Raw genomic sequence first — 18,967 nt, 5'->3', positions numbered from 1 at the left:
CAGAAAACGTGGAGAAAAAATCTCATTATAGCTTGCAGCGATTTCCCGTTTTCTCGCCTAATGCATGGTTGGAACCCCTTGCACCGGGGCTGGAAGCATCTGAATCTCGTCATTACTTAATTGCTTAAATTCCTGTGGATAATTACGGTTTCTAAAACATTGGCTGCTCTATGTACCCACAGATGTTCATTTATTACTTTGGTTCTGCTTTCAATGGCAATTAAATTTAATTCGTCTTCATTCGCTAGTAAGTTTGCTGCTATCTCTGCAATATCCGGTTTATTCCCCTGAAAGAAAATAATATCTTTTCGATTAGTGAAATTTTCACTTAAGTATTGATTTGAATCCGTAACCGGGACAGCGCCCATTCGTGCTGCATCAAATATTCTTTCATGAGATCCGTTAAAGAATAAGGGTAATACAGTCAATCTCCCATTTTATTTATTACTTCCGGATAAGGCATATTCGTATCAATTCGAACAGTTTTAGGCAAGCCCTTCATACTTTCCCATCCGTTACCGCATAAATGCAGGTTAAATTCTTTTAGTGATAAGACAATCTCTCTTCTTCGACGTTGCCTTAAATACATATCTATTAATTTTAAGAAGTAGACAGGCCGCTCTCCGTAATTATTATACTCAATACCTTTATTGTTTAATATTTTTCGAAAAACTTGGTACAGCGGGATACCCCAATTACTATAAGTATATTCCATGATTTCATCCATCAAATTTGATATTACAGGTCCGAACTGCTTCCATTGGCTCCGATACGTATCTGGATCGGAGTAGGAGCCTGGCAAAAAAATATCCACTTCTCTGCCACTAATAGGTGTCACCTGATGTTGTTCATCAATGCTTGAAGCATGAGGTATAAAAACTTTGGTATGTTTTTTGAATAAGTGATTGGTTGTAAAATCCATGTGGTTTCGGTCAACAAAAGAAAAAATCACATTCTCCACTTTATGATTAATTCTTTCAATATGGTATATCGGGTCATCCACAAAGAAGGCCACAAGAGGCACATTAAGTTGGTCATATAACGATTTCCCCTGCACATCAATGTTAATACCGATACCGTTAAAAGAAAAGAAGAAGAAAATCTCCTGGTTTTGTATAGTTGTATTTAACTGGGTTATTGCATCTTTTTCCAAAAAATCAATGATTTTAATGGGATAGCCGTATTGCTCAAAAGCAGTAGCTATATAATCAGCAAAGTAGCGCATTACATCATATTGGCTTTGGCCTTTAAAAATAACAATGACCGGTTGGCTCATAGAGTATTTTCCTCTTCTCTGCATATATTTGCTTTTTATGAAAAGTAACTTCCATTAGATATAAACTCCTAAAATAGCGACATAATTTATTTATCCGTTTTCAAATACCGGTCATACACTTTCTTCACCGCAGCCTGCACATCGGCCACATCATGGTCTGTCATTTTTGGGAAAAGGGGCAAAGTCACCGCCGTATTGTAGTAATTTTCGGCATTGGGGCACAGCCCAGTGGGGAAACCCAATTTCCGATAGTAAGGCTGCAAATAAACCGGAATATAGTGTACATTTACGCCGATATTCTCCGCACGGAGCGCCTCAAAGATCGCTCTCCGATCTGCAGCAAAATACTCCGGTAACCAGCGAATTATGTAAAGATGCCATGAGGACTCGGCCATAGGGTGCTGTTTAGGAACTACAAGACCAGGCAACGTGGAGAAAAATTCATTATAGGTTGCGGCGATTTCCCGTCTTCTGGCAATAAAATCATCGAGCTTGTCCATCTGGCTTGCGCCCAACGCCGCTTGCATATCGGTCATCCGGTAATTGTAGCCCAGTTCCTGCATTTCGTAATACCACGGTCCGTCCGTTCGCGTTAACTTTTCCGGTTCCCGGGTCATCCCGTGGCTGCGGAATAACAGCAGCCGCTCATAGTAACGGTCATCGTCCGTCGTAATAATGCCACCTTCACCGGTTGTGACATGCTTAACCGGGTGAAAGCTAAACATGGTCATATCGGCCCAGGAGCCTATTTTCCGCCCGGCGTAAGAAGCCCCCAGCGAATGCGCGGCATCCTGAATCAAAACGAGGTTTCGGTCATGCGCCAACATCGAGATTCGGTCGATTTCTACCGGCTGCCCCGTAAAATCAACCGCGATGACCGCTTTAGTTCGTTCGGTTATTTTCGACTCTATCTCCGACGGATTGACATTGTAAGTATCCATGTCGATATCTGCAAAAACCGGCGTACCGCCTTGATAAAGTACACAGTTGCTGCTGGCCAGAAAAGTTATCGGCGTCGTTATCACTTCATCGCCTGGGCCGATTTCCGCTGCAAAACAGGCGCCGTGAAGCGCGGCCGTTCCGTTCGTAAAAGCCACCGCATATTTGGCACCGACATATTCGGCGACTTTTCGCTCGAAAGCTTGAATGGCAGGCCCTTGGGTGATGAAGTCCCCCCGCAGCACCTGAACCACCGCTTCAATATCCTGTTCGTCCAGCCATTGCTGCCCATAAGGCAGCAGTGTAGCGCGAACCGGCCGGTTGGATCTGTGTTCCTTTGACATTCCGCATTCCCTTCTTCCTTAAAATGCAAATTATACCAGTTGCTAATCCAACCCTCCGGATCGAATCCACTCGCGCGTCCGGGCAATTCCTTCCTCCAGCGTTACCTGCGGCTCCCAACCGAGCAAACGTGTAGCTTTTTGCGAATTGCATAGCAGCTTCTGAATTTCACTCTGCGGGTGAATATGTTCCACATGCTTGATCCGTGAGCGATCGCCCGCGATAAGCAACGCCAAATCGTTGATCGCAATATCCCGTCCCAATCCGGCATTCACAATCTCACCGTTAACGGCATCGGAAAAACCAGCCGAAACGACAAAGTTTGCACAATCCTCGACATAGAGAAGATCGCGCGTCTGTGTGCCTTCTCCGTAAATGCGGAGCTCTTTTCCATCCAATTCATTTTTGATGAAAATAGCAACTACGCCGCCTTCACCGCCGGTCTTCTGAAACGGACCGTAGGTGTTGAATGGGCGAATGACCACAGTTGGCAAACCATAGGCATGATAATAGGACAGGACCATATTTTCAGCGGCAACCTTCGCCCCGGCATAAGGCGAAGCCGGTTTTGTCGGATGCAGCTCGGTGATGCCGGTGTTATCATTGCAGCGGTCATAAACCATACAGGTGCTCATGAATACAACCTTGGTTTTGTACTTGCGGCATTGCTCCAAAATATAAAACGTGCCCACCGTGTCGTTATTAAACGTCGTCCGTGGATCGTCGATCGAATCTTGGACGTTTATGGAAGCCCCGAGATGATAACAAATATCGAACTTATGCTGGCCGAATAAATCGGTGAGCAACTGCTCGTCCAAAATCGTTCCTTTGATGAACTGTTTGAATCCTTGGTGGCCGTGAAACTCGCGGATGTTTTCTTCCCGTCCATTGGACAGATCGTCCAAAATCCAAAGATTGTGGCCCTCATCCAAAAGGCGTTTGGCAACCCAACGCCCGATAAATCCGGCCCCGCCGGTGAGTAAAATATTCATAGGTTAGAAACTCCTTAAAATATAATTCTTCAAAAAGCACGCACCAGTGGAGGGGACGTATTTCCAAGCTTCCCGTCCAAATAGAGATCTACTATATTGTTATCATATAACTCGTAAATTACACGAAGATGATAAGGCTCCCAATCCGCCGAAGTAAACAACTTACCGCTGCTCTTTTGCGGTACTTCTACAATGTCTTCCCCTAAAGAAATTTTCTTTAAAATTTCTATCAAGTCAATCGCAGTTTGCTTTACCGCGTTGCAGGCCACATCATGTATCCCATCGCCGTAATTTAAATGCGGCACAGAATGATGAATGATCCCCCCGCCGTCCAATTTCGAAGTTAGACGGTGTATGGTCATTCCCGCCCAGTTGGGCTTCATAAAATAAAATGGCCAGAATAAAGTAGTATTCCCACGATACCATGGAGACAAGCCGCCATGAATATTCCAAGAATACTGGGGAAATAATCGCAGCACCTCGTCATTCAGTTTATGAACCCCATAGCTGATTACAACATCGGGATCATATTTAGCAACCCAATCCATCACAGACGGCCCGTTTAATTCGGATGTATTAACGTACAGAACCGGGACAGTCCAGTTTGATAAGTCAATCTCGCCGAAGGCTTGGTGCTCCGTCCGTTCCCTATCTTGAAAGTGCCTTAAAAACAACTTCTTATCTCTCTCTTCTATGTTAGCCGGCGGCAAGGGAAGGAATTCTTCACGTTGCTCAATAATAAGAGAGGTTAAATATCCGGCATTATATAAGCTCTGCGCAACATATAGGTGACGGGGATGTGAGCCGGTTAATAACAACAGTTTCAATATAGTTCTCCTCTCTCGTCAAATGGTCCCGAGATGATTTTTTTCTCCAATAATAAGTTTATGATAGGTACAAGTTCTAAAATGCTGCACTGGCATTTTTCAGCGATATCTCTTAGTAAATGTTCTCCATCAGAATAGTTGAGAATCATTAAGATCCGCGATAACTGTACTCTGTTGTCATTTAATTGATTAGTCGAAAGCCCCATACCCGTCCCGGCAGCGTTTAAATCAGGGTACAGCTCATGTTTGTCCAGCTTGACTTCGCCAAACGGGGAATTATTGATATAATATCCATCCCACTCCAGAGCCTCAATCATCAGTTCTAATTCATTTACACTTTTGTGCAACGCCTCAATCGTCATCGTTTCTTTGGTATCCAGAGAATTGTGATAACCGGGATAAGTCCCATAGACACTTCTGGCCATTTGCCCAACCGGAAAGTTAAACCCTGGGGAACAGTACTGTCTCTCATCCGATCCATGAATCGGAGTAAACGGCCTAGTATCTCCTTCCAGCACATGAAACTGATTTAGATGTTTCCATATTAAGTCGATTGGAGCATCTTCTTTTCTCGACATTTTATAGCTTAATGATGAAGTGCCGCCCAAACAGGTGAGTACGACACCGCTGTATATCTTGGACCGCATTTCTTCACCAAAACGATGCAAGTAGCTGATACTGCCAATCGTTTCGGGAAGAAAAACAAACCGATAAGTAAATCTTCTAGGACGATTAGCCAGTCGTTTATATAGGAAAGTTGATACAATCGGCCCGCTTAACTCGTTATTCGCTAAAGAAGGATGGCAAACATACGCGCTAATCAGCACTTCCTTTTTACTCTTTCCTGGCAAAATAGCATGGGAATAATTTAATTCCCCGTCTATAAATTCGCTATCGATATAAGCACGGTATTTTCCCGGCTTGAGATTTTCTCTTACTTTGTGCGGAAGGCAAAATCCCCAACGTTCTTTATAATAAGAAGTTACATAAGGAATAGCCTCTGGCAGTGCCGGGATGGAAAAAAGGTGTTCCTGCAATTCTTCCAATTCCATTTCCTTATTGACTGCTGCACTATAGTTCAAGACATGAAGATTATGATCTTTAAAATCAACAACCGTATTTCCGTCCGGCCCTGTCAAAACAGCTTCTTTGATAACCCATTCCTTAGGAACCGTCCAGTCATAAACTTCAGTCCCCGACTTTACTCCAAAGTTTTCAAGCGGAATATACTCCGACAAAATATTCAAAGTTTCGCGCAAACCCGCCCCGGTTATACTTCGGCATATCGGAAACAAACGATCAAACAACTCGTCCATTTCGGCAATCTCATTTTCACCCAAGTCCAATCAACTCCAGCCTAAACGTTTCTATCAGAAATCCATAATTATATTGAGATTCTAAAATAAATCCCACGTTAAAGGAGTACCCTTTTTTATATCTTTTTTTACCGATTTTCCTAAGAGATGATCTAAATATTTCGTCGGTAATCCTAGGCCTGGCCGAATAGCCTTTACATTGTTTTTTGTTAATGCTTCTCCCTTTTTTACATCTTGGGAAATATAAAGAGAACGGCGGTGTTTTAATGATGGGAGCTCTTGATTCGTTGCCCCGTAAGTGATCGTACCTAAAGCCTGCCAGGCCCGCTCGGATTCAACCACCAATGCTTGCAACTCATCAGGCTCAAGTGAAAAAGCGGAATCAACCCCTCCTTCAGCTCTGCTGAGGGTGAAGTGCTTCTCGATCACTGTGGCTCCAAGAGCAACGCTTGCCACTGAAACGCCGATGCCCATGGTATGGTCGGAAATGCCGACTTGGCAATTGAACAGTTGCTCCATATGAGGGATGGTCAATATGTTTGTATTATTCGGCGAGGCAGGATAAGTGCTTGTGCATTTCAACAACACGATATGCTTTGCGCCGGCATTTCTTGCCTCCCGAACGGATTCATCCAACTCGGCTATAGAAGCCATACCCGTGGATATAATAAGCGGTTTTCCCGTGGCCGCAACCTTCCGAATAAGTTGAATATCCGTATTCTCAAATGAAGCTATTTTATAGGCTGGAACATCTAAACTCTCCAGAAAATCTACCGCCGTCTCATCGAATGGGGTACTAAATGCAATTAAGCCCAATTCGGCGCATTTTTTAAATATAGGTTCGTGCCATTCCCACGGGGTATAAGCTTCTTGATACAAGTTATAGAGTGACGAACCACTCCATAAGTTATTGGGATCTTCGATAAAGAAATCCCCCTCATGAATATCCAGGGTCATCGTATCCGCCGTGTAAGTTTGCAGCTTCAACGCATCGGCCCCGGCTCTGGCGGCAGCTTCCACAATGGCCAGCGCCCGGTCCAGCGATTGATTATGATTACCGGACATTTCTGCAATAATAAATGGCTTTTGATCTTTACCAATCCACCGATTACCGATTTGAAATTTCATGAATCCCACCCTGTCCTATTGAAAGTCATTAAAATGAGCAGCGAAAGAAAGTTCCTTAATAACTTGACTGCCACTAGTCTCGGCATGGCTGTTCATCAACTCCAGGGAGCGATTGCTCATAGCCCTCATCTCCTCAGGAGCACCTATAGCTCTCTTTAAAATATCGGCATATTTTAGTGAATTCATTTGCCCATACCACCCGGAATTCCAAATAACCCCCATTTGATTGGCTAAACGCGCAGCCTCCAGTTGATTATCAGCCACTACAGTGACGGATGAAGGCAGACCGAGGTAACATCGCTCCCACATAGCGACACCACCGGCCCCTAGTGCAAAGTCAGCGGCAGCGATCAATTCGGCCATATACTCGATCTGTATGTGTAGAGTGAGACGATCCATCGTTTCACATTTTCGCTTGATTTCTTCTTTAAATCGGTGAGAATGACCAATCACAACATCAACTGTTAGATCGTACAGCGAAAGTTCTTTTAACGCATCAATCGCTTTTGCCGTTTCATTGGTAGGGTCGCTTCCTCCGAAGAACATTAGCAGCCTGTGTATTTGCCCTGTCCTTTCCTTTAACTTCCGGCGTTCTGTGTAAAATGCCGGCCGAAGCAACAAATAGGATGGTCCAAGCAGCAATTTGCACTTATCCGGTACAAGATCACGATATCTAACCTCCGGGTTTCTGGCTAAGTTCTGATCCAGCAGAACATCCGCATGATGCCTACGATTGGCTAAATCATCAATAACAAGCAGCTTTTCTACGTAAGGGCGGATTCTGGATTCCCACTGCTCGTCTATTCCGTAATGATCAACAATCATCCATTTAGGCTTTACTTCTAAATTTAGAGCGATATCGGCAGTAAACTGAACATCAAACACCATATTTTCCAAAGATAGAGGATCTTGCGTTTCCATCACATAAACCTTAAATCCTCGGGCTTTAATGTACTCCGCCATATGTCCTTTAAGCGCCCGGCAGATAAACAGAGACTGATGACCATGACGTTGCAATTCATCCGCCAGAGCTAAACATCGCATCACGTGTCCAGTCCCGATTTCCTCCGAAGCATCTGCCCGGATCAGTACGATATCTTCCAACTATACCACCGGCTTTTATTTGATATGAGCATTTTAGCTGTGATTGTTCATACGACTGGCTTTTGCTCCACGTGAGCATTGAGGCTAGCAAGTTCAGGATGGTCCAGCAAGTATTGAATGACCTCTGCGCTGGAGATGTAAGGATCATTGAAATGTCTTGCCACCGCAGAGATTAATGCGTAATCTTCCTCTGTATCGAGCGTGATGCGAAGCTGAGGATGCAGCCGGTTCACAGGAGGATGATACACCGCTCTGGTGAATTGCTCCCTATATTCATAAGCATAATAGGTCACATGCTCCCTGTGGCGCGGCTCATGTCCATGCTTATCTATCATCTGCAATGCGGGGTAGGAAATCGCCTCGACAGCAAGCCCCCTAGGCAAAACAGCCCCCAGATCGACGATATCGACTTGCTCCTGCTGGATTAGACGAATCATGTCCTCCGCCATCTCCACGTCGACAAAGGGGCAGTCGGCTGTGACTCGTACAACATAAGTGGGCTGGTAGGGCCGAGCCGCTTCCATATAGCGGCTTAATACATCTTCCTCCGAGCCGCGGCAGCAGACGATCTGGTGCTTGCTGCACCACTGCTCCACCGCATCATCCTGCGGTAACCTCGAAGTAGCCACAATCACCTCATCGACCCCGCGAATACTTTTGCAGCGGGATGTTACATAGTACAAATTATCGTGATCGCCTAACGGCATTAAGATTTTTCCCGGCAATCGCGAGGAACCCATTCTTGCTTGAATAACCACGATTGTTTTCATAGGCTGCGCACTTCCTTTTTCTGTATCGTTTCAACCTATTATATAATAACAATTTCTCGCGTAAACGAGCGTAAAAAGCTTTGTCCGTCCCATATCTCATGAAAGTCCAGCGCCTTGCCGATCGGGACGATACGATCAATGCCCCGAGCATGAATGCGGGCGGCCAGTTCCAGTAATTCCTCCCTGTCATAACCGAAATAGGATAACGTCTGATCCTTGTCATTCAACATGGGGACCAGTTCGGACAGTTCGTTCACAACCGTCTCCAGGAAAAAGCCGCCGCCGCAATGACGCTCCCTGATTTCCGCCGTGACCTGATTGAACATGACTCTGGCAAAGGCAGGGCGGTTATTCATCCGAATCGCCTCTTGCTCTGCAGACAGCCATAGGCCTGTCGTCAGCTTCTGCACCTGCAGCGCCGGAAGCAGCTCCGAGGCTTTAGCCGCGTGCACTTGCTCAAGCAGCTGCCAAAATCTGTCCTGCGCTCGCTCAACCTGCTCATGTTCTCCGTCCCATACGATCAGCCTAGGGGAAGAGCAGGCCAATTGATCAAACCAATAGGCATCGTTATAAAATTGATGAACGAGTTGCACGAAAGCTGCTTGTTCTAATTCAATAATAGCTTGCGCTTTTATTAGAGACAGCGAGAAACGATCAGGAAACACCAGTTCACTAGCCACCGGTAAAAGCGGAACGCGGCGTACAGCCTTTACCGTTTCATCGCCTCCCCATACCACACGAACATGACAAATTCCGCTAAGCTCGGCTGTCGTTTGATCGTTATGCTCATACGTTAGAATAACATTCCGCTCAGCAAGCATTTGGTAAGCCGGCTGTGTCAGCTCTTCAAGGATCGCTTGCAGCAAAGCATGCTGCTGCGGCTGATCCTTGCTGGACAAGCGAATAATGTTGCGGTTACCTGCCAATAGAGACAGCATCCAGGAATAAATGAAGATGGTATCCACATTAGACGGTGCAATATGGAACACGGTCCCTCTTGCTTTCATGATCCGCCCGTTTGTATCCTGCTCCCATTGCTGCTCAATGGCTTTCATATTCGCTTTGCGCATCCAAAATCCTAGAGCCACGATTTCCGGGTACTGGCGCATTTTGACAAAACGTTGCGACAAGGCTTGTACAAAATCCAGCACTACCTGGTGGAATGGGGGCAGCGGCGGCTTGCCCGACAATTGCTGCAGGGCCTGCTCTCCTTGTTCATGCGGAAAGAAAAATCTCTTCGTCATGCCTTACGTCCCCCTTGTCCGAACGCATAGGTATCACTGCAGCCTCTTAGCTCAGCCTTGGGGATTCTGCCCGCCACACTGAAGTATTTCCCTCTCCAGCCGCATGGGCAATCATCTTCGCCGTGAATGACTCCAAGGTCCTCCGTTAGCAAGCTGTGGCCCGGATAGCTCTTGGGCAGCAGACTCAGCACCTGAATCAAACCCTGCTGTCCATACGGCAGCGGAGCAAAGCTGATCGGGTCCCGGACGATGACGTCGGCATAATTAGGAGTGTGCAAGTGACCGTGCTTGCACTCTGCAAAGATCGAGCCTACCTGCTCGACCATACCGTAATAATTATGAATTCGGCGAATGCCCAGCACACGACCCAATTCAGATCTGAACGTAGCGGCATCCACCGCTTCATCCTGAAGCTTCTTCCAGCCTCCGCCATGAATCAGCAAGCTGTCGCCAAAGTCGATCGCGATCCCCTTCTGTTTGGCTTCCAAATACACATGCTTCCAAATCATATAAGTGAATCCGAACAGCAGAATTTTGCTGCCTTCATGCTTGTTTAAAAATTGGGCCAGGCCATCCCAGTCCACGGACATATCATCATGCAGAGCATAAAAATGCTGCCTGCCAAAGTTGGCAAACCCTAATATACCCGCTCCACGAGCACTGAACGAACGCCGGTCCTTCAGCACGGATTTCGTATCCAATATAATCATTGGCAGGCGCTGAGTCCCAAGCAGCGGCTTCATCACCTCTACCAATGCCTTGGATTGCTGCGCGGCTGTCTCTTTGTCCAGGTGAATCCTGGATACCTGCTGACCTGTAGTTCCGCTTGAGGTTAACACCTTCACGATGTTCTCCTGCGGGACAGAAACCAGGTCCATCAGCTTAAATAGCTGTACGGTCAAATAAGGGACTGATTCGAGAAGATGATTTTGCGGCTGAAAACCCGATTTTTCAAGCATTGCACGGTATGCCGCGTTGTTCTCTGTATGATGCAAAGTAAGCTCATTTAATCCAGTCAGCAGCAGCTGCTGCTTCGCTTCTTTATACAGGTTATAGGGATAGCACATGATCATTCACCCTTTAATGCCTGATAATTAATTTTGCCATTGGCCAATCTCGGAATTTCATCGACCACAATCACTCTGTAGGCTGTGGGATGCAGCTTATACAGCTGGTCCACATGTTGTTTGATCTCAGCGACATGCTGACTGGATTCCGTTGCAACAAGCAGTTTGTCATCGTTTCCGACACACGCTATCGGCTGTTGAAGCAGTGCCTCCAGCTTTCTTTCTACTTCATCCAGGTTGATACGAAGACCAAACAGCTTGATGAACCGCTTCATTCTTCCCGTAATCGTAAAAAATCCTTCCTCATCCACGGTAGCTGTATCGCCTGTATACAGCACCCCGCCGCATTCATCGCCCTTGGCCAAATCCGCAAGCGACTCCGCATAGCCCAACATGACATTGCTACCATAGTAGATCAGTTCTCCTGTATCTGACGCAAGCTCCAGCCTGCCGCCGGGAATAGGGATGCCTATGGATCCTGGCTTATCCAATACTCTGTCACTAGGAATATAGGAAATACGCGGCGCAGCTTCGGTCTGGCCATACATGACGAAAAATCGTTTTCTCTGCTCCTTGGCGTACTCGCCCAAGAGACGCACCAATCGTTCCTCCAGACGTCCGCCAGCCTGAGTTAAAGTTCGCAGATACGGCAGCTCCATCTTAAAGAAGCCTACTCGTTCCAGCATTTGATACGTAAATGGAACTCCAGGCAAGGAGGTCGCTTGCTGTTCCCGCACGAAGTTCCAAAACGTTTTGGCAACAACGCTTTCCCCGGTTAGCAGTACGGCGGCTCCAGCATGAAAATGACTGTTCAAGATCGATAATCCATACGAATAGGATAATGGCAGATTCAAAATTCCCCGCTCGCTAGCATCAATCTCCAGGTACTGTGCGATGGCCTCGGCATTGGACTGTATATTGGCGTAGGACAAGCGTACAAATTTATGACTGCCCGTAGTGCCGGATGTACTAAGCAGCACGGCAAGCTCGGAATGAATGGCTGCTCCGGAATGCTGTTCGCGCTCTAATACATTGCCACGCTGACGGTATCCATCAAAGGTCAGTTCGTTTAAGGCAACGATCCATTTCGGCTGATAAGTTATAACGATATGATTTAAAAGTTCACTATTGGTAGAAGCATTCAGCAGCATTACAGCCTGCTTCGCTTGCAAGGCCGCCACATAAGCGGCCACGATCTCTATTTCGTTATCACAGAGCAACAGAACCAGTTCTTTATTGTCAGATCGAAAGCCATACTGATCAGCCAAGGCTTGCAGCTCAGCATACGTCAGCATGCGTTGCTCCGTAATTACAGCGCATTGTTCCCCATATTGTAGTATATTGAAAAACATCGCAATCTCCTTTCAAGGCTGTAAAAGAATAGGGCATGGTCACTTAACCACACCCTTGATCCCTAGAACTGTACGTCGTATTTAGCTAATATCTCCTTGGCCTTGGCAAAAGAACTCATGTCCAGCACGTCATCTGTATCCAACATCGTGTCGAACACATTATCGATCTCTGCAATCAAGGTCATATGCGCAATCGAATCCCACTCGGGAATGCTATTGTAGGATAAACCGTCCGTTACTTGCTCTATATCGATTTGCAGCGCTTCCGCAAAGATTTCGCGCAGCTTTTGTTCATTATTCATCTCTTTACCCACCTAACTAAAGACGTATATAACATATATCGGTCTTTGCTCATTATCGTTTTAGATGTATTACAGCGTAAACTGTGCAGTAAACCTATGAAATTTCTGACAGTTCTCTTTCCAGATCGAGGCCAGCAATTCAAAGTAATGTACATCATGATAATGCCCGTATTTATAAATGTGCTCCTTAAAGATAGCCGTATGTGTATATCCGTGGTGAAGATGCATTTTCATTATGCCGTCATTGCCTTCCATAACTTCGGCATAGAGCTTATTTAAGCCCAGCTGAAAAAAAGCAAAATTATAAAGATAAGGATGAATGTGTCCTGCTATCATTGAGTATCTTAGATCGCCAAGATAGTAGCCAGATGTAGCCTTCCGGTTAATCCTATCCAGGTTATTAATGGATATCAAACCAATTGCCGTACCCTTATATTCAATGATCCAATAATACTGCGTGTCATCCTTCGAAATAGCCTTATACCATTTCATTTGATTATCCAGATTTTTGTCAATATCGGTATACATATATCGGGTTACATGCTCGCTTGTCCGCCACTCCAGTACCTGCTCCAAATCACCTTCATCCAGCTTCTTAAAGGTAATCACAAACTCACCACCGTTTAGCCATTAAGTATTAAATCACCATGCCGCCATCCACACCAATGACTTGTCCCGTGACATAAGAGGAGAGGTCGGAGGCGAGGAACAGAATCGTGTTAGCAACCTCCTCCGGCCTTCCCATTCGATTCATCTTGATTCCGCTCAATCGTTGTTTATACACCTCTTCGGAAAACTGTTTGGTCATATCGGTATCGATGAAGCCCGGAGCAACGGCATTGACTCGGATATTATGCACGCCAAGCTCTTTGGCGGCCGAATAGGTCGCACCGATCACGGCTGCTTTGCTAGAGGCATACACTACTTGTCCCGCATTACCCGTTCTGCCGATAATAGAACTGACATTGATGATTGAGCCCTGCTTTTGTCTGGTCATCAAGCGAGAGGCATACTGCATATGATAGATCACTGCTTCGATATTGATCGAGAAGGTAGACTCCATTTGCCGCTCATTCACCATGCCCAGCAGAGCATCATCCATCACGCCGGCATTATTGACAAGCACATCTAATCTACCTAAGTTTTTTTTGATCCATACAAATGCGTTTTTTATTTCATCGGGATCACAAACGTCATAAGCTAGTAAGTGAACATCAACGTGGTATTTACCGGTAATTTCTTCCTTGACTTGCTTAAGCACAGAAAGATCCCGACCATGAAGCACTAAATTCGCCCCATTTGCTGCGCAAACGAAAGCAGTTGAGCGTCCAATCCCTCTTGTAGAACCTGTGATAAATACATTTTTTCCTTTCAGCATAATACGGATCATCCTTTGTATATCTGAAACTTTATTTTTTCGCGCGGATTGCATACAAAACGGTTTCCATATAGTTGTCCGTATGATGACCAATATAAAATTTGTAATGCTTGTCCTTGTATTTATTATAAAAAAACAACGGAATATCTATTAAATCTTCTTTTTTGTGATATAGACATACTTGTATCTTCGGAGCAAAATTTTGTATGGTTTTATCCGCTCCTTGTAATGCAGATAATTCAAACCCTTCAATATCCAATTTAATAAGGTTAACATCTTGTAGCGCATATTCTTTTACATAACGATCAATTGCCATAATATTAACCTTTTCATTTCCCTGTTCAACGATTATATTAGACGGATTAATTTCACCTTCGATTGAATTCATATACAACTCAGTATTTTCGATTCCTAAACCTGATTGAACGGTCGTTACATTTTGTATACCTTTATTCTCTATCCATTCTTTCATCTTCTTAAAATTATCCTTTGATGGTTCAAAGGAATGAATATGACAATCAGCATCTAATAATTTATTAAATTGTTGCGCAGTGTCACCGATATAGCCACCACCGTCTATAATGACATCTCTCTTCTCAGGTCTAACAATCGGATGCTCGTATTGCTTGAAATCCGATATCTTCAAACAATGAATATTTCCTGAAACGCGATACGCAATTAAATGTAAAAAGAGCTCCTTTGATGAATGGTCCTCCAACATATGAAAAACTGCATCAAATTTATCTTGCTCTCTCGTAAAAAAACGTTCAAACTGTTCTCTTACCGCTGAATATTTATAACAATATTTAGAAATAACAACAGGATCTGCTTCAATAAAATTTGATACATTAGCATGTAATAGTTGTTGTCTTATTTCATTGTGCCATGTACTGCAAATAATGATAAGGAGATCATCCTTCTTCATCCCTAAAATATGGTCTAATGAAACTACTTCTATGCCACAAATATAATTGTGATGTTTTTTTTCATCATTATCAATAAAGAATTCGATTTTTTTGTTAGCTTTCAAGAGGTTTTGTGCCATATCCTGTCCAAAACTTCCAGCGCCAAATATTGCTACCCTATCGCTTTGTAAAATGGTTTGATTCATATAAAATGTGTTGTCTACCGGCATACTTCGGATTAATTGCTGTACACTGCTATAAAAATCCATAGCCAGCCTCTTTTCGTTTGAATAATATATTTCAAGAATATCTTAACAAGCTTTTTCTTAACTCTCGTTTGGTAAAACGAAATATGGGAGTTTCTGTATCTAGTTGTTCTAAATTATAGGCAGCATCCAGATAACCTGGATAATATTGAAGCGCAAGCTTGAACGATTCTCTAGCTTTCTCTAGCTCGTTGTTTTCCGCATACAGAACGCCGATATTATTGAGAGCAGCGCCATGAGTATTATTCCATTTGATAATTGCTAAGTACAGGTCTTTCGCGACTTCATACTTTCCAACCTGCAGCGCAACAAGTGCTTTCACAAATAGATAAGAGCCATATTTATCATCTGAAGCTTCTATTTGTACTGTCTCCAGTAATTGCTCGGCTTCCGGCCATTTTTCAAATCGAATTAAGAAATTCACATAATCTAAATGATTATGATCAATTGTATATCTTCTTTCATAAATCGTTTCTTTAATAACTCCAAGCCCGAATTTATCTAACAGCCTTTTTTCACCATGTCTCGTCGATTCGATATTCGCCGTCGTATTACTAGAGTGTCTACGGATGAAAGATAGCGGCTCGCACACATGACCAATATTGTTGCCATTCAGTAGTAGTCTTAACCAGAAGTCAACATCTTCCACGTACTTAATGGATGTGTCAAAACCATTCATCTCATCCAGGATAGCCTTCTTAACCAAGCTCCCGGACGGGGAAATAATCGGGTTACGCAGCAGCATTTGGACGAACCCCTCCTGTCCATGAAGATCGTAACCGCTAAATATTCCCGATATGGCTTCTCCTCTCTCATCCACTTGAAGGGCCTGACTATACACTGCACAATAACGCGCTGGATTCTCCTGCAAAAACCGGGTATAGGTCTCGATCAGGGTAGGTGCACATTCGTCATCTGCATCCAGGAAAAGAATCCAGTCACCCTGCGCATTGTTTAGGCCTGTATTTCTTGCGGCCGATGCTCCTTGGTTGGCTTGCTGCAGGAGTACAATGTGCTCATAGGTTCTTTGTAGGGCTTTTACTATCTTTACTGTATCATCGGAACTACCATCGTCAATGATAATGATCTCGTGCAGCGTTTGGGATTGAAGGATTAAACTGGATATCGATTTTTCTATATACTCTTCAGCGTTATAAGCAGGTATAACTGCGGATATCTTCATCATAGATCTCCTTATTCACCTAAAATATGGATCAATAAAATGCATTCCTTCAACCCATCCCGCTTCCGTAAGTGTTGCCTTAATCGCGTTATAGGCATGATACGGAGAAATAAGCACTTTACTTGGGGACGCATTTACGATGTTATGTGGAGCGTATACTTGCTTACCTAGCACAAACTGCCCTTGCTTCTTCGCTTCACTATCTATAAAACCACTCATCAATGGCTGATGCGGCATCAAGGCATGACACACGCTTTGCCCAGCCTCTCCTGCTCCCCAAATCCAAAAATGGTCATCGCCAATAAAATGTTTACACTTTTCTATATCGATTTGATTATAAAAATAGGTATTTTCCAAGAAACTTTCTGTTGTGTACTGAATGGTTGGCATACCATATTTTTGAGCACAGCTATTAAAAAAGTTATAGAGTTGCTCTGTATATACTTTATGAACATCCGGATCCGCCATCTTCCCCCAAGTATTCTTGCCATGCCTCCTGTAGTAAGCCAAAGGCTCAAGCGAGGTATGAATGGTTGAGGTCAAAGCCGCTATAATCATTAATCTGGTATCCACACATAGATGGATCAATTCATCCTCAGGCAAAGGCATAACTCTGTCAAAGAAACTTTTTCGGAACGCCAAACCACTTGTCATGGAGAATAAATGAAACAGAGATTCAGATGAATAAATATATTCTTTATAATTCTGAACATTCTTAAACACCGGAATGATTGCGTTGTTCGATTGCCCCTGGGAATTTACTTCCTCCAACGCATGCTGAATGACTTCCAGCTTAGGATTGCTCTCAAAAATATTAATAATATGTTCAACCTTGTTACTTTTAAACCAGTCGTCACTATCCAGAAGGAATATGTACTCCCCTTTGGAATGCAGGTATGCCTGATAGACAGCATTCATTTGATTTAAATTATTGGATTTTCCGTGGTTCGCCTTGGAGATCACCTTGATATCTGAATACTGTGATAATTTCTCTAGGGAATGATCTGTTGATCCATCATCATATACGATAATTTCAATATCCTTGTAGGTTTGATTAAGAACCGAATCAACACATTGGACAATAAAATCCTCATAATTGTAGTTGTTGATTAACACAGAGACCAGCATTGCGTTCCTCCTCAAAGCCGGGATACAATGAATCATAATTCCATCAACCTGTATCCAAGCACATAGGGATTTTATAACTTAAAGCTCACCACTGCCTAAATAGTGAGGATATGTTGAATATCTTCCTCCAGGCGGACAATATCATCATCGACCGTTACCCTTCCAATCTGTACTTCAATTAACTCCGTATCCTCCTGGGCTTGTAAACAATGTCTGGTACCGCTCGGAATCTCAATCACGGCCCCTGCCGTTACCATTTGAGCTATGCCGTCTATGACCAGAGTGGCTCTTCCAGCCGTAATAGTCCATACCTCAGTTCTCATATTATGATAATGATAGCTGAAATGATAGCCTGCCTTGATACAGAGACGTTTAGTCAACACTTCATTGTTCTCTGACTTGGAATAATCCAATATTCTATACCAGCCCCAGCGCCGTTCTTCGTACATGGGTCTTGAGAACAAGCCTTCATGCAGCATATCCTTCATACGGGAACTTGACGGCTTATCTGTGACCAATATGCCATCCGGGCTCACAGCAATAACCGCATTAGATATCCCTAAGACTTTTACAGGCAGTTCGAGCTCATTGACAATATGGGTATTATGGCAATCATCACTGAGACCGCCGTTGCCTATCACATTTTGAGACATCTCTTCCGTCAATGTATTCCAGGTCCCAAGATCCTTCCAATAACCCTCATAGGTAAGAGCTACAATAGAATCTAAAGTCTCCAGCAGTTCGTAGTCAAAGCTCTTTTTCGGCAACATCGTGAACCTGTCCAATAAATCCTCATAGCTGACAGGCATCTTCAGATTCTCAAGATGATCCATAATTAATTGCAGTTGAAATACAAAAACACCACTATTCCAATACGATCCATTTGCGATTAACTGCTCCGCCTCTTCTTCTGTAGGCTTTTCTTTAAAGCGCCCCACCCTCATATAGTTCTGAACTTCTCTAGGAATCAAATAACCATACTTTGAAGAAGGATAAGTGGGTTTAATTCCGATTAGACCTATCTGAGCATCGGTTGTTCGAACAAGCTGCTCCAAGTCCTTTAGCATCCTATAAAATTCTGTGCCCACATAAGTGTCTACGGACACAACGCCGACGATTTCATCTTTTGCAATCTCGACATGGGAATACAAATATGAACAGGCTAACGCCACTGCAGGAAATGTGTCCCTACGCTCTGGCTCAATAATCATCGGAATGTTGCCCAACTGATTAGCAATCATATCCACCTGCAGCTTATTGGTAGCAATAATAATATCATCCGCGGATACAATCTTTAATAGCTGGCAATAGACACGCTCCAGCATCGATTCCATCTCATGGGTTTCCTGATTATGAAGCACCTTTAAGAACTGTTTTGCTCGTGAATCATTAGATAGCGGCCATAGACGGGTACCTGATCCGCCCGATAACAATATAATTTTCATAAT

19 protein-coding genes are annotated in these 18,967 nt (G+C 44.0%); all 19 read right to left on the bottom strand.

Annotation, left to right across the window (positions count from 1 at the left end; all coding sequences use genetic code 11):
* Nucleotides 1-116: 116 nt before the first annotated feature.
* The 19 genes from NYE74_RS07040 to NYE74_RS06950 all read right to left on the bottom strand — a co-directional run bounded on the left by NYE74_RS07040 (nucleotide 117) and on the right by NYE74_RS06950 (nucleotide 18,964).
* Nucleotides 117-428 carry a glycosyltransferase gene (locus NYE74_RS07040; RefSeq protein WP_124333337.1) on the bottom strand — a complete coding sequence of 104 codons (312 nt, stop codon included), beginning with the start codon at nucleotides 426-428 and terminating at the stop codon, nucleotides 117-119.
* On the bottom strand, nucleotides 425-1,276 hold the full coding sequence (locus NYE74_RS07035) for a hypothetical protein (protein ID WP_124333336.1): 852 nt from the start codon (nucleotides 1,274-1,276) through the stop codon (nucleotides 425-427). Before NYE74_RS07035 ends, NYE74_RS07040 begins: the two co-directional genes overlap by 4 nt.
* Nucleotides 1,277-1,362: 86 nt before the next feature.
* On the bottom strand, nucleotides 1,363-2,559 hold the full coding sequence (gene pseC, locus NYE74_RS07030) for a UDP-4-amino-4,6-dideoxy-N-acetyl-beta-L-altrosamine transaminase (RefSeq protein ID WP_124333335.1): 1,197 nt from the start codon (nucleotides 2,557-2,559) through the stop codon (nucleotides 1,363-1,365).
* Nucleotides 2,560-2,601: 42 nt separating this feature from the next.
* Nucleotides 2,602-3,549 (bottom strand): dTDP-glucose 4,6-dehydratase, encoded by a 948-nt coding sequence (locus NYE74_RS07025; protein WP_341004687.1) that lies wholly within the window; start codon nucleotides 3,547-3,549, stop codon nucleotides 2,602-2,604.
* A gap of 29 nt (nucleotides 3,550-3,578) precedes the next feature.
* On the bottom strand, nucleotides 3,579-4,376 hold the full coding sequence (locus NYE74_RS07020; protein WP_124333333.1) for a formyltransferase family protein: 798 nt from the start codon (nucleotides 4,374-4,376) through the stop codon (nucleotides 3,579-3,581).
* On the bottom strand, nucleotides 4,373-5,716 hold the full coding sequence (locus tag NYE74_RS07015) for a DUF4910 domain-containing protein (RefSeq protein ID WP_213509730.1): 1,344 nt from the start codon (nucleotides 5,714-5,716) through the stop codon (nucleotides 4,373-4,375). The genes NYE74_RS07020 and NYE74_RS07015 overlap by 4 nt, the downstream gene beginning before the upstream one ends.
* A 57-nt stretch (nucleotides 5,717-5,773) precedes the next feature.
* Nucleotides 5,774-6,820 carry a pseudaminic acid synthase gene (gene pseI, locus NYE74_RS07010; protein ID WP_036619341.1) on the bottom strand — a complete coding sequence of 349 codons (1,047 nt, stop codon included), beginning with the start codon at nucleotides 6,818-6,820 and terminating at the stop codon, nucleotides 5,774-5,776.
* 15 nt (nucleotides 6,821-6,835) lie between these two features.
* On the bottom strand, nucleotides 6,836-7,924 hold the full coding sequence (gene pseG / locus NYE74_RS07005) for a UDP-2,4-diacetamido-2,4,6-trideoxy-beta-L-altropyranose hydrolase (protein WP_270619516.1): 1,089 nt from the start codon (nucleotides 7,922-7,924) through the stop codon (nucleotides 6,836-6,838).
* A gap of 47 nt (nucleotides 7,925-7,971) precedes the next feature.
* Nucleotides 7,972-8,694: a cytidylyltransferase domain-containing protein gene (locus tag NYE74_RS07000; protein WP_124333331.1), complete on the bottom strand. Its 723-nt coding sequence runs from the start codon at nucleotides 8,692-8,694 to the stop codon at nucleotides 7,972-7,974.
* A gap of 38 nt (nucleotides 8,695-8,732) precedes the next feature.
* Nucleotides 8,733-9,938 carry an acyl-CoA reductase gene (locus NYE74_RS06995; RefSeq protein ID WP_124333330.1) on the bottom strand — a complete coding sequence of 402 codons (1,206 nt, stop codon included), beginning with the start codon at nucleotides 9,936-9,938 and terminating at the stop codon, nucleotides 8,733-8,735.
* Nucleotides 9,935-11,005, bottom strand: a complete 1,071-nt coding sequence (locus tag NYE74_RS06990; RefSeq protein ID WP_124333329.1) for a LuxE/PaaK family acyltransferase — start codon at nucleotides 11,003-11,005, stop codon at nucleotides 9,935-9,937. The genes NYE74_RS06995 and NYE74_RS06990 overlap by 4 nt, the downstream gene beginning before the upstream one ends.
* Before the next feature lie 2 nt (nucleotides 11,006-11,007).
* Complete coding sequence (locus NYE74_RS06985; RefSeq protein ID WP_124333328.1) at nucleotides 11,008-12,357, bottom strand: AMP-binding protein; 1,350 nt, start codon at nucleotides 12,355-12,357, stop codon at nucleotides 11,008-11,010.
* A 62-nt stretch (nucleotides 12,358-12,419) separates the two neighbouring features.
* Entirely contained in the window at nucleotides 12,420-12,659 is a 240-nt protein-coding gene (locus NYE74_RS06980) for an acyl carrier protein (RefSeq protein ID WP_124333327.1), read from the bottom strand.
* A gap of 69 nt (nucleotides 12,660-12,728) precedes the next feature.
* On the bottom strand, nucleotides 12,729-13,268 hold the full coding sequence (pseH, locus tag NYE74_RS06975) for a UDP-4-amino-4,6-dideoxy-N-acetyl-beta-L-altrosamine N-acetyltransferase (RefSeq protein WP_278738768.1): 540 nt from the start codon (nucleotides 13,266-13,268) through the stop codon (nucleotides 12,729-12,731).
* A 28-nt stretch (nucleotides 13,269-13,296) separates the two neighbouring features.
* On the bottom strand, nucleotides 13,297-14,037 hold the full coding sequence (locus NYE74_RS06970) for an SDR family NAD(P)-dependent oxidoreductase (protein ID WP_115311332.1): 741 nt from the start codon (nucleotides 14,035-14,037) through the stop codon (nucleotides 13,297-13,299).
* Between the two features lie 31 nt (nucleotides 14,038-14,068).
* Nucleotides 14,069-15,211, bottom strand: coding sequence for an FkbM family methyltransferase (locus tag NYE74_RS06965; protein WP_124333325.1), 1,143 nt, complete (start codon nucleotides 15,209-15,211; stop codon nucleotides 14,069-14,071).
* A 31-nt stretch (nucleotides 15,212-15,242) separates the two neighbouring features.
* Nucleotides 15,243-16,391 (bottom strand): glycosyltransferase, encoded by a 1,149-nt coding sequence (locus NYE74_RS06960; protein ID WP_170180039.1) that lies wholly within the window; start codon nucleotides 16,389-16,391, stop codon nucleotides 15,243-15,245.
* 15 nt (nucleotides 16,392-16,406) lie between these two features.
* On the bottom strand, nucleotides 16,407-17,519 hold the full coding sequence (locus tag NYE74_RS06955) for a glycosyltransferase (protein ID WP_170180038.1): 1,113 nt from the start codon (nucleotides 17,517-17,519) through the stop codon (nucleotides 16,407-16,409).
* 95 nt (nucleotides 17,520-17,614) lie between these two features.
* Nucleotides 17,615-18,964: a sugar phosphate nucleotidyltransferase gene (locus NYE74_RS06950; RefSeq protein WP_036619327.1), complete on the bottom strand. Its 1,350-nt coding sequence runs from the start codon at nucleotides 18,962-18,964 to the stop codon at nucleotides 17,615-17,617.
* Between the last annotated feature and the right edge of the window lie 3 nt (nucleotides 18,965-18,967).

It is taken from the genome of Paenibacillus sp. FSL P4-0127 (genome assembly GCF_038007325.1).
GTDB lineage: Bacteria > Bacillota > Bacilli > Paenibacillales > Paenibacillaceae > Fontibacillus > Fontibacillus macerans.
The sequence above is the reverse complement of the archived record's forward strand: the minus strand, read 5'-3'. Positions and strand labels throughout refer to the sequence as shown.

Coding starts and splice junctions, on each gene's coding strand:
- pseI (WP_036619341.1), bottom strand. CDS start 6,820: ATGAAATTTCAAATCGGTAATCGGTGGATTGGTAAAGATCAAAAGCCA.
- NYE74_RS07035 (WP_124333336.1), bottom strand. CDS start 1,276: ATGAGCCAACCGGTCATTGTTATTTTTAAAGGCCAAAGCCAATATGAT.
- NYE74_RS06990 (WP_124333329.1), bottom strand. CDS start 11,005: ATGTGCTATCCCTATAACCTGTATAAAGAAGCGAAGCAGCAGCTGCTG.
- NYE74_RS06965 (WP_124333325.1), bottom strand. CDS start 15,211: ATGGATTTTTATAGCAGTGTACAGCAATTAATCCGAAGTATGCCGGTA.
- NYE74_RS06985 (WP_124333328.1), bottom strand. CDS start 12,357: ATGTTTTTCAATATACTACAATATGGGGAACAATGCGCTGTAATTACG.
- NYE74_RS07000 (WP_124333331.1), bottom strand. CDS start 8,694: ATGAAAACAATCGTGGTTATTCAAGCAAGAATGGGTTCCTCGCGATTG.
- NYE74_RS06955 (WP_170180038.1), bottom strand. CDS start 17,519: ATGCTGGTCTCTGTGTTAATCAACAACTACAATTATGAGGATTTTATT.
- NYE74_RS06950 (WP_036619327.1), bottom strand. CDS start 18,964: ATGAAAATTATATTGTTATCGGGCGGATCAGGTACCCGTCTATGGCCG.
- NYE74_RS07025 (WP_341004687.1), bottom strand. CDS start 3,549: ATGAATATTTTACTCACCGGCGGGGCCGGATTTATCGGGCGTTGGGTT.
- NYE74_RS06970 (WP_115311332.1), bottom strand. CDS start 14,037: ATGCTGAAAGGAAAAAATGTATTTATCACAGGTTCTACAAGAGGGATT.
- NYE74_RS06995 (WP_124333330.1), bottom strand. CDS start 9,938: ATGACGAAGAGATTTTTCTTTCCGCATGAACAAGGAGAGCAGGCCCTG.
- pseC (WP_124333335.1), bottom strand. CDS start 2,559: ATGTCAAAGGAACACAGATCCAACCGGCCGGTTCGCGCTACACTGCTG.
- NYE74_RS06980 (WP_124333327.1), bottom strand. CDS start 12,659: ATGAATAATGAACAAAAGCTGCGCGAAATCTTTGCGGAAGCGCTGCAA.
- NYE74_RS06960 (WP_170180039.1), bottom strand. CDS start 16,391: ATGAAGATATCCGCAGTTATACCTGCTTATAACGCTGAAGAGTATATA.